This window comes from Micromonospora sp. HK10 (assembly GCF_000982955.1).
Lineage (GTDB): Bacteria > Actinomycetota > Actinomycetes > Mycobacteriales > Micromonosporaceae > Micromonospora.
In genome coordinates, this window is the sequence record NZ_KQ058902.1 from 1 (window position 1) to 12,442 (window position 12,442).

Below are 12,442 nucleotides of genomic sequence, written 5' to 3' on the forward strand. Positions count from 1 at the left end.
CCCGCCCGACGCCACCCGCCCGGCGCCACCCGCCCGGCGCCATCCGCCCGGCGCCGCCATCCGCCCGGCGGCCGAGCCCGCGCGGCCGCCCGGCGCTCCCGGCCCCACCGCCAGCACGACGCCATCGGTGACGTTGAGTAACATCGCCCGGCACCCGGACCTGCCCACCGCGCTGCCTTTGCTCTGCAGCCATCCGCGCAGCAGGTATACGGTGCGCAACCGCTGCGTCCGTGGCTGCAGAGCAAAGGCAGCGAAGGGGCATCAAGGAGGTCGGGCGTATCCGATCGGATGACCAGGTCAGAGGAGTGAGGTACGGGGGTTCCCCGGGGTGGACACGGCTTGCGACCGCCGTCCGTTACTCAGCGTGGTCACACCGGCGGGCAGCGGCGTCAATCACGTACCGTCACCCGGGTCGTGCGACGACGGCGGCCGCTCGGGGCTGTCCCGCCCGGGGCGGGCCGGGCCGGCCGGGCCGCGACGGTAGCATCTGGGGGTCCTACCTGACTGCCTGGACGGAGGCGTACGGAGCAGCATGCTCGACATGGAGTTGATCCGGAAGGATCGCGAGGCGGTGGCAACCGCGCTCGCGAAGCGGCTGGATCCCGCCGAGGTCAATCGGGCGTTGGACGAGATCCAGCGGCTCGACCAGGAACGCCGCGCCCTCATCACGGAGATCGACGCCGAGCGGCAGCGCCGCAAGGCCGAGGCGCGGGCGTACGCGCAGGCGAAGCGCGCCGGCAGTACGCCGGAGCCGGCCGCGCCCGAGGCGGAGCGCAAGCAGCTCGCCGAGCTGGAGTCCCAGCTGGACGAGGTGCAGTCCCGGCTGCGCGGCACCATGAGCGAGCTGCCCAACCTGCCCGCCGACGACGTGGTCGCCGGGGGCAAGGAGGCCAACCGGGTGGTACGGACCTTCGGCGAGCCGCCGGCCATCGAGCGGGTCCGTGACCACGTGGAGCTGAGCCGGGCGCTCGGGCTGGTCGACCACGAGCGCGGCGTCAAGCTCGGCGGCTCCGGCTTCTGGATGTACACCGGGATGGGCGCCCGCCTGGAGTGGGCGCTGGTCAACTGGCTGATCGAGCAGAACATCGAGGCCGGGTACGAGTTCCTGCTGCCGCCGCACCTGCTGCTGGATTCGGCCGGCTTCGCCGCCGGGCAGTTCCCCAAGTTCTACGACGACGTCTATCACCTGGACAAGCAGTCCGCGCCGCGCGGGCAGTTCCTGCTGCCCACCGCGGAGACGGCGATCCTCGGTGCGTTCCAGGACGAGATCCTGGAGACCGCGAAGCTGCCGCTGAAGGCATTCGCCTACACCCCGTGCTACCGGCGGGAGGCGGCCGGCTCGCACTCCGACGAGCGCGGCACGGTGCGGGGCCACCAGTTCAACAAGGTGGAGATCTTCCAGTTCACCCTGCCGGAGCAGGCCGACGCCGCGCTGGCGGCGATGGTCGCCCACGTGGAGGGCCTGGTCGGCAAGCTCGGGCTGCACCACCAGACCAGCCTGCTCGCGGCCGGCGACGCCAGCGCGGCGATGAAGAAGACCCTCGACGTCGAGGTCTGGATGCCGAGCACCGGCAAGTACAAGGAGGTGTCGTCGGTCTCCTGGGGCGGCGACTACCAGGCCCGCCGGGCGGCCATCCGCTACCGGGAGCCGGGCGGCAAGCAGACCCGCTTCGTGCACACGTTGAACGGGTCGGCGCTGGCCACCAGCCGGCTCTTCCCGGCCATCCTGGAGCAGTTCCAGCAGCCCGACGGTTCGGTGCTGGTGCCGGAGGTGCTCCACGACAAGCTCGGCACCGACCGGCTCACCCCGGTCCGCTGACCGGCGCGGTCCCGCCGTGACGGCGGGGTTGGGCGTCGCCCGGCCCCGCTGTCCGTCATCCCCGGGCCAGCGCCGCGACCTGACGGGTCAGCGCCTCGCCGTCGAGGAAGCCCCGGTGCACGATCCGGCCGTCCCGGTCGAGGATCAGGAAGGTGCTCTGCTCGACCACCTCGAAGCGCCGCCACAGCGCGCCGGCCCGGTCGTCGAGCTGCGTCGTGCCGGCCAGGTCGAACTCGGCGACGAACCCCTTCATCGCCCGCTGATCACCCAGCCCGGCGACCCCGACGATGGGCACCGTGTCCCGGTACGCCGGGGCGAGCTCGGCGACCGTCCACGCCTGGCTGGCGCAGGTGGCGCACCAGGGCGCCCAGAACCACAACACCACCGGCCGGCCGGCCAGGTCGGCGGCGGAGAACGCCGTACCGTCGAGGGTCTTCGCGGTGAACGACAGCGTCTCGGGCACCCGGGCCGGGACCGACGGGGCGGCCGGCCGCGTGGAGCCGGTCGGGGCCGGCGAGGCGGGGGCCACGGCGCCGACCGGCGCGGCCCGCTCCGGGGTGACCGCGCAGGAGACCGGCGCGGCCAGCGCCACGGCGAGCGCGACGGCCCGGACGAGGCGGCGGGCCGGCCGATCAGCCGCTGGTGAACTGCGGGACATCCGCGCCTCCTCTGGCGTCGGCTACTCGGACCGGACCAGCCGGAGCGCGAGTTCGGGGCAGACCTTCACGGCCTTGAGCGCGCCCTCCCGCAGCCAGGTGGGCACCGGGGTGGTGGGGAAGGCGGGGTAACCGTTGCCGTCGAGCCGGATGAAGTCCGGCACCACGTGGGCGCAGAGCCCGTGCCCGTCGCAGCGGGACCAGTCCAGGGTGAGCTTCTGCGGGTTGCCGTCGGGCGCCCCGGGTAGGCCCATCACGCCCTTCACCCGCTTGCCGCACCCCTCGCCGGTGGCGTGCAGCCGCAGGTCCTCGGCGAACACCTCCATCGCGGAGAGCGCGAAGCGCGCGGTGCCGTCGGGGTGGCTGCACGCGCCCCGGCCCTTCACGTCGCCGGCCGCGGCGCGGACCACCTCGACCGGCGCGCTGCCGGAGACCGCGAGGTCGACCGCGCGGGCCAGGTCGGGCAGGCCCATCTTGCAGGGACCGCACTGCCCGGCGGACTCGCCGGCCAGGTAGCGGACCACCTGGGCGGCCTCACCGAGCGGGCAGGTGTCCCGGCCGAGCGGGACGATGATGCCCGCGCCGAGGGTGCCGCCGACGGCGGCGAGACCCTTGCGGGAGACCTCCGCCCGGTCCGCCGCCTCCGGCGTGATCCACTTGCCGTGGTAGCCGCCCATCAGGATGCCGGGCCCGTCGGGCACCTCGCAGAGTTCGAGGATGTCCCGCAGCGGGGTGCCGGCGGCGCACTCCACCACGGCCGGCCGCTTCGCCACTCCGGTGACGGTGAGCAGCACGGTCCCCGGCTCGTCGTCGGTGCCCAACGCCGCGTACTCGTACGGGCCGATCCGGGCCGCCACGGCGACCTGGGCGTACGTTTCGGCGTTGGAGAGCAGGGTGGGCAGCCCGCCCACCCCCGAGTCGCTGGAACGCTTCTTGGTGCCCGGCGGGATGTGCGGTAGCCCGTTGATGCCGTTGACCAGCGCGCCGCCCTCCCCCGAGATGAACCGGTGCGGCACGGTGACGACGGTGGTCGGCACCGGCATCCGCCGCTCCCGCAACGCCTCGGTCAGCGACGGGCGGCCGATGTCGTCGTCGGCCACGCCGATGACGATCTCCTCGGCGTCCAGCGCGTACGCGGCCAGCGCCGCGCCGTCCAGGATCAGGTGCGGGGCCCGGGTGAGCAGGACCTTGTCCTTCCAGCTCGCCGGCTCGCCCTCGGTGGCGTTGACCACCACCACGGCGGACAGATCCTGCCGCTCGCAGGACTCCAGCACGGCACGCAGCTTGCGGGCGAACGGGAAGCCGGCGCCGCCCTTGCCCTTGAGGTCGATGGCCTCGGCGAGCCGCAGCAGGGCGGCCGGTTCCATCGGCCCGATCGGGCCGTGCACGTCCTCGTGGGCGAGCAGGTCGAGCCGGCCGAACTCGGCGAAGCCGGCGGTGAGGCGGGGCTCGCCGACGCAGGCGACCGGCGGCACGGTCGTCCGCATCACTTCGCCTCACCCCGCAGCCCGGCCCAGTACGCCCCGTCGACGGCGTCGGCGTCGGCCCGGCGGCGGCGCCGCCCGGAGCGCCCCTCCCCGGCGGCCCGCAACGCCCGACGGGAGGCGAGGTCGACCAGGGTGGGAGTGTCGTCGACGAAGACCTCCTCCGGGGCGTACCGGGCCGGCGGGCGCCAGTAGTCCGGCTCCTCCGGCACCTCCGTCTCGCCGCTGTGCCGGCCGGCGTCGCTGCGCGGCTCCGCCGAGATCGGGCTGCCGGAGATGGGGCCCGCCGAGACCGGGCCGGCCGAGATGGGCTCGCCGGAGACCGGCCGGGCCGACCAGCGGCGCGGGCTGTCCCACGGCTCCTCCGGCTCGTCCGTGCGGCGGGGCGGGGCCGAGTAGCGGGCGGCGGCGTCCGAGTAGCGGCCGGCGTCCGGCGGGGTGGAGTAGCGGGTGCCGGGGTCGGGCGGGGCGGAGTGGCGGCCACCGGCGTCCGGCGGGGCCGAGTGCCGGGCGGCGGTCTGCTCCGCGGACCGGGACCGGCGCCCGACCCGCTCCTCCTCGTCCCGGTAGCGGCGGGTCGACCGGTCCTCGTCGCGCCGCCCGACCCGCTCATCGGTGCGCCGGGCCGACCGGTCCTCGTCGCGCCGGGCCGGGCGTTCGTCGCCGCGGCGGGCGGGCCGGTCGGCGTCGCCGCGGCGGGCGGCCGGGGCCAGCTCCGCCGCGCCGCGCCGCGCGCCGGAGACCGGCTCTTCCGTGCCCCGGCGGCGGGCCGCCGCCCGGACCGGCTCGCGCAGCGAGCCCGGCTCCGGCACCACCGGTACGGCGAACCGCTCCGGGTCGCGGCGGCGGGCGGTGCCGGCCGGCGCGGTCCAGGTGGCGGTCACCTCCGCCCAGCTCGATTCCCGCCGGCCGGACCGGCTCTCCTTCTCCTCCCGGCCGGCCGAGCGCTTGCGGGTGAGCCCGGCGAGCAGCCCCTTCCCGTCCTCGGCCCGGCCGGTCATCGCCTTGTTGAGCGCGGCGGCCTGGTGCTGCTCACGGCTGCGCCGGCCGAGGTACACGGAGAGGCGGACCAGCAGCGCCAGCACCACCAGCAGCACGCAGGCCAGGTAGCTCAGCAGCACCCAGGCCTTCGCCGCCCGGCCCGCGTTGAGCCCGTGCACCAGCGCGAACGGCCAGGAGAGGTACGCCATCGAGTGCAGCGCGCGCCAGAACCACCGCGGCCCCACCCCGGCGAACCGGACCCGGACCAGGCCGGTCCAGAGCACGCTCACCATGAGGAAGGAGGCCACGGTGCCCAGCCCGACGTAGAGGCCACGGCCGCCGATGAACGGCACGAGCGCGTCGGTGGGCGCGGCCCGACCGGTGGCCACCTTGGTGATGACGTGGCAGGCCAGCCCGGCCACGCCGAGGATGCCGGTGGCCCGGTGGGCGGACTGCAGCAGCACCCGGTGCGGGATCCGCAGCACCAGCCGGTCGGTGGCGAGCAGCCCCATCATCACGGTGAGGCTGAGCGAGACCAGGGCGACGACCCCGGCGAAGAACTCGGTGAAGAAGAATCCGTACGCGTACAGGGCCCCGCCCGCGCCGGCCAGCTCGACGCCGGCCCACGCAGCGGCGAGCGCGGACCCGCCGAGCGCCACCATCGCGGGCTTCGACATGGTCCGGACGCCACGGCTGGTGCTGGCGGTGCGGACGGTCGTCGGCTTCTCGTTCTGCTGTGCCCGGGCCATCTGCTCCTCGATCGTCTCGCGGCGGCGCCCCCACCGACCGGTGCCTGCTCCCTCCTCCTGTACGGACGGACGGCGTGGACGGATCAGCCCGGTGGCGAATTTCTCGGCCGGATCGTCGAACCGGCCCGAGCCGGCGTGCGTGTAGCCGCATCCGGCGCGATACGCAACGACGGGTATCCATGCGTTGACAGGTTTTGCAACACGCTTGTAACCTTGCCGAAAATTTCAGGATCCGCTGCAAGAAACGTGCAGCGAGCCTCGTGCCACCGCACCCCAGCCCTGTCCCCCGCACCCCCACCCCGTTCCCCCGCATCCCCTCGGGAGTCCCGATGCATCGACCCGGATGCCGGCCGTCACGACGCCAGCCCGGCGTGCCCGCGCCCGCCCCGCGCCGCCGCGCCGCGGTGGCGGCCCTCGCCCTCGTCGCCGGCCTGCTCGCCCCGACCGCGCTGGCCGCGCCCCCGGCCGCCGCCGCCACCCCCGGCGGCAAGAAGGTCATCGTCCAGCTCTTCGAATGGAACTGGCCCTCGGTGGCCAACGAGTGCACCACCGTGCTCGGCCCCAAGGGCTACGGCTACGTCCAGGTCTCGCCACCCCAGGAGCACGTCACCGGCAGCCCCTGGTGGGTCGCCTACCAGCCGGTCAGCTACCGGGTGGAGTCCCGCAAGGGCACCCGGGCGCAGTTCCAGTCCATGGTGAACACCTGCCACGCCGCCGGCGTGAAGGTCATCGTGGACGCCGTCATCAACCACATGTCGGGCCAGGACAACGGGGGCACCGGCTGGGCCGGCTCGTCATACGGCCACTACAACTACCCGGGCGTCTACAGCTCGGCCGACTTCCACTACTGCGGCCGCAACGGCGGCAACGACATCGCCAACTACGGCGACCGGTACGAGGTGCAGAACTGCGAGCTGGTCAACCTCGCCGACCTCAAAACCGAGTCCGACTATGTCCGGTCCCGGATCGCCGGATACCTCAACGACCTGCTGTCGCTCGGTGTGGACGGGTTCCGGCTGGACGCCAGCAAGCACATGCCGGCCGCCGACATCGCCGCCATCAAGGGCAAGCTCTCCCGCTCGGCGTACCTGGTGCAGGAGGTCATCTACGGCGCCGGCGAGCCGATCCAGCCGACCGAGTACACCGGCAACGGCGACGTGCACGAGTTCCGCTACGGCAAGGACCTGGCCCGGATGTTCACCAGCGAGCGGCTGGCGTACCTGAGGAACTTCGGCGAGTCCTGGGGGTACCTGCCGGGCGGCCAGGCGGTGGTGTTCACCGACAACCACGACACCCAACGCGACGGCGGGGTGCTGACCTACCGGGACCGCGGCGAGTACGCGCTGGCGAACGCCTTCATGCTGGCCTGGCCGTACGGCACGCCCGCGGTGATGTCGAGCTTCACGTTCAGCGACAAGGACCAGGGACCGCCCTCGGACGCCGGCAACAAGACCCGCGCCACCACCTGCTACTCCGGCTGGGAGTGCGAGCACCGCTGGCGGGTCATCGCCAACATGGTCGGCTTCGCCAACGCCACCCAGGGCGCGGCGGTCGCCAACTGGTACGACAACGGCTGGCAGCACATCGCGTTCAGCCGGGCCGGCAAGGGTTACCTGACGCTCAACGACGAGGACTTCGCGATCACCGGCCGCTCGTACTACACCGGGCTGCCGGCCGGCCGGTACTGCGACGTCATCCACGGCGACTTCAGCAACGGCTCGTGCAGCGGGCCGGTGGTCACCGTCGACGCCGGCGGCTGGTTCGCCGCGACCGTCAACGCGCACGACGCGGTCGCCATCCACATCGGAGCGAAGCTGTCCTGACCGCGGTCAGCGTGGCGCGGCGTCCGCCAACTGCCGGCCTCCGCGCCACGTGATCGACCCCAGCTGCCGCATCCCGGCCCCACCGCCGCCCGGGACGGCACAGGATGCCGCAATCCGGCCCCACCGCCGCCCGGGACGGCACGGATGCCGCATCCCGGCCCCGCCGCCCGGGACGGCACGGGATGCCGCAATCCGGCCCCACCGCCTCCCGGGACGGCACGGGATGCCGCAATCCGGCCCTTCCAGCCCGCCTGGGCGGCGCGCGATCTGACCGAATGGGGCGTTTCGGTCGACTACAGTTTGTATGTGCTATTTGATCGGTTGTTCTCGCGGTGGACCCTCGGCTGGCTGCTCGCCGCCGTCGGCGTACCGCTGCTGATGGTGGCCGCGTTGCTGGTCGGTCGGGCGCTCACCGCCGACCCGGTGCCTGCGCGTACCCCGCTGGTCTCCGCCCCCCAGCCGCCACCGGCGGAGGAGCCGAGCCCGACACCGAGCGTGCCGCCGGCCGCGCCGGCCCCGGACGACCTGCCGGTGGTCAGCTACGACCCGGCGCCCGGCGGTTTCCCCGCCGATCCCGGCGCGGGCGACACCCGCCCGCTCACCGAAGGGCTGTCGCCGACCCGCACCATCGCCGCGTACGACGCGCCGGGCGGTCGGCCCCGGGCGTTCCTCGCCCCGACCATCAGCGGGGTCGACGTGACCATGCCGATCGTCGACCGGCAGGTCGGCTGGACGGCGGTGCTGCTGCCCTCGGCCACCCGGCGGATCGCCTGGCTGCCGGCCGGCGGTTGGCAGACCATCGCGCTGCCCGACCAGCTCGTGGTGGAACGCCGGACGCACCGGCTCACCTGGTTCCGCGACGGTCGCCCCGTCGGGTCCTGGCGGGTCAGTCTCGGCATGCCCGGTCAGGCCACCCCGCTCGGCCGCACCTTCGTGCTGGGCCGTACGCCCCCGCCGCAGGACGTCTACGGCGGCGTGGACATCTTCGCGCTGGGCGCGATCCCGGACGAGCCGGACGCGGTGCCGACCGGGCTGCGCGGCGCCCACATCGGACTGCACAGCTGGCACAACGACGACACGCTCGGCCAGAACGTCACCAACGGCTGCATCCGGCTGACCCGCAGCGGGCAGCGGCAGCTCCTCGCCGCGCTGCGGCCGGGCACCGAAGTGGTGGTGGTCGACCGTCTCGCCACCCCGCCCCCGACCGCCTGAGCCGCCCCCCAGCACCGCCTGCCCGCACCGCCCACCGGCACTGCCCGCCGGCACCACCCACCGACACCGCCCCGCCCGCCGGCACAGCCCACCGACACCGCCCCGGCCGCCGGCACCGCCCCGCCCGCCGGCACAGCCCATCGGCACAGCCCTGGCCGCCGGCCCGGGTCGCTCAGTCGCCGAGCAGCCAGCCGTTCTCCTCGGCGACCCGAACCGCGTCGGCCCGGTTGCGGGCGCCGGTCTTGCCGATCGCGGCGGAGAGGTGGTTGCGCACCGTGCCCTCGGACAGGTGCAGCGTGGCGGCCAGGTCGGCGACCGTCCCGCCGCCCCGGGCGGTACGCAGCACCTCGGTCTCCCGGTCGGTGAGCGGGCTCGGCCCGGTGGCCAGGGTCTCCGCCGCCAGGGTGGGGTCCACCACGCGCAGCCCGGCGTGCACCCGGCGGACCGCGTCGGCGAGCTGCCGGGCCGGGGTGTCCTTGACCACGAAGCCGTTGGCGCCGGCCTCCATCGCCCGGCGCAGGTAGCCGGGGCGCCCGAAGGTGGTCACCACCAGCACGCGGCACGCGGGCAGCGCGGCCCGCAGCCGCGCGGTCGCGGCGATGCCGTCCAGGCCGGGCATCTCCACGTCGAGCAGTGCCACGTCGGGCCGGGTCCGGCGGGCCTCGGGGACCACCTCGTCACCGCGGCCCACCTCGGCCACCACGGTCAGGTCCGGCTCCAGCGACAGCAGCGCGGCCAGGGCGCCCCGGACCAGCGCCTGGTCGTCGGCGAGCAACAGCTTGATCGGCTCGGTCACCCGGTCATCCTCCGGGCCGCTCGTCGGCGCCCGCTGGCAGGGCCACCCGGAGCCGGAAGCCCGGCCCGTCGGGGCGGCGGCCGACGGTGACGGTGGCGTCCAGCCGCCGGGCCCGCTCCCGCAGCCCGGTGAGGCCGTGCCCGCTCGCGCCCGGCTCGCCGACCGGCCCCCGGCCGTCGTCGCGGATCTCCACCGCCGACGGGTCCACCCGGATCTCGCAGCGGCGCGCGCCGCTGTGCCGGACCACGTTCGTCACCGCCTCGCGGACCGTCCACCCGAACAGCTCGTCCTGCTCGGTCGGCAGCGACGGCACCGTCTCCGGCAGCTCGGCGGCGATGCCCGCGGCGGCCAGCGCCGAGCGGGCGCCGGCCAGCTCCGTCGCGAGGCTCACGCCGCGGTACGCCCCGACGGTGCCGCGCACGTCCGCGAGGGCCTGCCGGGCCAACCGTTCCAGGTCGGCGATCTCGCTGGCCGCCCGGGCCGGGTCCAGGGTGAGCAGCCGCCCGGCCAGCTCGGCCTTGACCGCCACCACGGTGAGCGAGTGCCCGAGTATGTCGTGCAGGTCGCGGGCGGCACGGGCGCGCTCCTCGGCCACCGCGAGCCGGCGGATCTCCTCCTGCGCGCGCTGGAGTTCGGCGTTGCGCTGGGTCAGCCGGGTGACGCCGAACATCGCGAAGGAGGCGAGCAGCACCGCGAAGACGACGGTGCCCTCCGACTCCCAGCCGGGCACCAGCGCGGCCGCCGCCGGAGGCGCGAGCGCGGCCAGCGTCACCACCACGAACGCCGGCTTGCCCGGCAGCAGGAACACCGCCGCCGCGGCGACGAAGACCAGGGTGGTCAGCCAGTCGCCGTCGGTGCCCGGGATCCCGGCGAGTCCGAGCCCCACCAGGACCGCCAGGGCCGCCCAGGCCAGGGCGGGCGGGACGTCCCCGCCGTGCAACCGCCGGGCCCGGGACCACTGGAAGATCCACACGTAGCAGAAGCCGAAGGCGACCAGGGTGCTGGCCCCCACCACCCGGCGCCAGACCTCGGGCTGGTGCAGGGCGGTGAGCAACGGGATGTTGAGGAAGAAGAGCCAGACCGCGGCCAGCAGCCAGCCGGTGAACCGCCAGTGGCTGCGGTTCACCGGCTGGCCCGGGTCCGGCGGCAGATGCACCCTGAACACGGTAGTCCCGCCGCCCTCCGTTCAGACCCGGGTCGTGTCGCGGCGGAACAGGCGCGCCGCCGCGAGTCCGAAGAACGCCGTCCAGCCGACCAGGTTGGCCAGCGCCGCCCAGTCCATCCCGGTGCCGGCCAACGGGGCCCGGGCGAGCTGGCCGACGCCGTACACCGGGGTGAACTTGGCGATCTGCTGCATGGCGTGCGGCAGCACGTCCAGCGGGACGAAGAGGCCGCCCAGCATGGCCAGGATGGCCAGCAGCGGACCCATGAACTGCATGACGTTCTCGGCCGGGGCGAGGTAGCCGACGAAGAGGCCGAGGGCGGCGAAGACCAGCGAACCGAGCCAGGCGGTCAACCCCGACTCCAGCCAGACCTGGGCCGGCAGGCGGACCCCCGAGACGGCGCCGACGGCGAACTCGACCAGCACGCCGAGCAGGCCGAGGACCATGGCGGTGGCCACCTTGGTGGCCACGTACGCGGCCGGGCGCAGCGGGGTGAGCCGCAGCTGCCGGCTCCAGCCCAGCGCCCGTTCGGTGGCGACCGCCGCGCCGGCGCTGGTGGTGGCCACCATGGCGGCGTAGACGGCCAGGCTGATCATGATGTAGCCGGTGACCGGGTTGCCGTTGTCCAGATACTGATTGCGCTGCGGCAGTCCGAAGAGGAGGAAGAACACCGCCGGCATGATCAGGATGAAGACCAGCGTCCGGCGGTTGCGCAGCACGCGCCGGATCTCGATGCCGAGTACGGCGGCCGAGAAGCCGCCCAGGGCGGGGGGACGGCGGTCGGCAGCGCTCCGGGGCGCGGCGGCGGTGGAGGAGGTGAGGGTCATCGCGGGCTCCCGTGGTCAGCGCGTGGTGGCGGTGAGGGCGTCGGTGGTCAGGGCGAGGAAGGCGTCCTCGAGGTTGCGCGAGGTGATCTCCAGGTCCCGGGCGGTGGTCCGGGTGAGCAGGTGCCGGGCCACGGTGTCCGAGTCGTCGGTGTGCACCAGCACCAGGTCGCCGCGTACCTCGACCTCGCGGACGCCGGGAAGGGCGGCGAGCGCGGCCTGGTCGGCGCCGGGCAGGGTGGCCCGGACGACCCGGCCGGCGGCCAGGTTCTTGATCTCGGCGGTGGTGCCGTCGGCGACCACCCGGCCCTGCCGGAGCAGCACGATCCGGTCCGCGTACGCGTCCGCCTCGTCGAGGTAGTGGGTGGCGAAGAGGACGGTCCGGCCGCTGCGGGCGTCGGCCCGGATGGCCTGCCAGAAGTCGCGCCGCCCCTCGACGTCCATCCCGGTGGTCGGCTCGTCGAGCACCATCAGGTCGGGGTCGGGCAGCAGCGCCAGGGCGAACCGCAGCCGCTGCTGCTGGCCGCCGGAGCACTTGCCCACCAGGCGGTCGGCGATGTCGGCGATGCCGGCCCGCTCCAGCACCTCGGCCGGCGGGCGGGCGTCGGCGTAGAAGTGGGCGGTCAGCCGTACCGTCTCGGCCACGGTGAGGTCCTTGAGCAGCCCGCCGGTCTGCATGACCGCGGCGACCCGGCCGAGCTGGACCGCGTCGGCCGGCGTACCGCCGAAGAGCCGCACGGTGCCGGCGTCCGGGCGGGCCAGGCCGAGCAGCATGTCCACGGTGGTGGTCTTGCCGGCGCCGTTGGGGCCGAGGAAGGCCACCACCTCGCCCGGTTCGATCCGCAGGCTGAGCCCGTCGACGGCGGTCACCGGGCCGAAGGTCTTGGTGATTCCGGCCAGGTCGACGGCCGGTGCGGTGTCGGTCATGGCAACGA

At 74.6% G+C, this 12,442-nt stretch carries 10 protein-coding genes; 3 read left to right on the top strand and 7 right to left on the bottom strand.

Annotated elements, in window-relative coordinates:
* Positions 1–532: 532 nt before the first annotated feature.
* Entirely contained in the window at positions 533–1,819 is a 1,287-nt protein-coding gene (gene serS, locus LQ51_RS30505) for a serine--tRNA ligase (protein ID WP_046571757.1), read from the top strand.
* Between the two features lie 55 nt (positions 1,820–1,874).
* On the opposite strand, the gene LQ51_RS30510 is transcribed toward serS, so the two are convergent.
* The 3 genes from LQ51_RS30510 to LQ51_RS30520 are packed head-to-tail and all read right to left on the bottom strand — an operon-like array spanning position 1,875 to position 5,689.
* Positions 1,875–2,477, bottom strand: a complete 603-nt coding sequence (locus LQ51_RS30510; protein ID WP_046571759.1) for a TlpA family protein disulfide reductase — start codon at positions 2,475–2,477, stop codon at positions 1,875–1,877.
* Between the two features lie 21 nt (positions 2,478–2,498).
* Entirely contained in the window at positions 2,499–3,965 is a 1,467-nt protein-coding gene (locus LQ51_RS30515) for an NADH-quinone oxidoreductase subunit NuoF family protein (protein ID WP_046571761.1), read from the bottom strand.
* Positions 3,962–5,689 carry a hypothetical protein gene (locus LQ51_RS30520; RefSeq protein ID WP_046571763.1) on the bottom strand — a complete coding sequence of 576 codons (1,728 nt, stop codon included), beginning with the start codon at positions 5,687–5,689 and terminating at the stop codon, positions 3,962–3,964. Before LQ51_RS30520 ends, LQ51_RS30515 begins: the two co-directional genes overlap by 4 nt.
* A 329-nt stretch (positions 5,690–6,018) precedes the next feature.
* On the opposite strand from LQ51_RS30520, the gene LQ51_RS30525 reads away from it, so the two are divergent.
* Positions 6,019–7,512 carry an alpha-amylase gene (locus LQ51_RS30525; protein WP_082159736.1) on the top strand — a complete coding sequence of 498 codons (1,494 nt, stop codon included), beginning with the start codon at positions 6,019–6,021 and terminating at the stop codon, positions 7,510–7,512.
* Positions 7,513–7,818: 306 nt separating this feature from the next.
* A complete protein-coding gene (locus tag LQ51_RS30530) occupies positions 7,819–8,724 on the top strand; it encodes a L,D-transpeptidase (RefSeq protein WP_046571767.1) in 906 nt (301 codons plus the stop codon).
* Between the two features lie 172 nt (positions 8,725–8,896).
* Here LQ51_RS30530 and LQ51_RS30535 read toward each other — a convergent pair whose 3' ends face one another.
* From LQ51_RS30535 to LQ51_RS30550, 4 genes are read right to left on the bottom strand one after another with little or no spacing between them, the layout of a single operon-like run.
* The gene (locus LQ51_RS30535) at positions 8,897–9,520 is read right to left on the bottom strand and encodes a response regulator transcription factor (RefSeq protein WP_046571768.1); all 624 of its coding nucleotides are present in this window, start codon (positions 9,518–9,520) and stop codon (positions 8,897–8,899) included.
* A gap of 4 nt (positions 9,521–9,524) precedes the next feature.
* Positions 9,525–10,676, bottom strand: a complete 1,152-nt coding sequence (locus LQ51_RS30540) for a sensor histidine kinase (RefSeq protein WP_046571855.1) — start codon at positions 10,674–10,676, stop codon at positions 9,525–9,527.
* A gap of 30 nt (positions 10,677–10,706) precedes the next feature.
* Positions 10,707–11,510, bottom strand: coding sequence for an ABC transporter permease (locus LQ51_RS30545; protein WP_046571770.1), 804 nt, complete (start codon positions 11,508–11,510; stop codon positions 10,707–10,709).
* Between the two features lie 15 nt (positions 11,511–11,525).
* Complete coding sequence (locus LQ51_RS30550) at positions 11,526–12,434, bottom strand: ABC transporter ATP-binding protein (RefSeq protein WP_046571772.1); 909 nt, start codon at positions 12,432–12,434, stop codon at positions 11,526–11,528.
* Between the last annotated feature and the right edge of the window lie 8 nt (positions 12,435–12,442).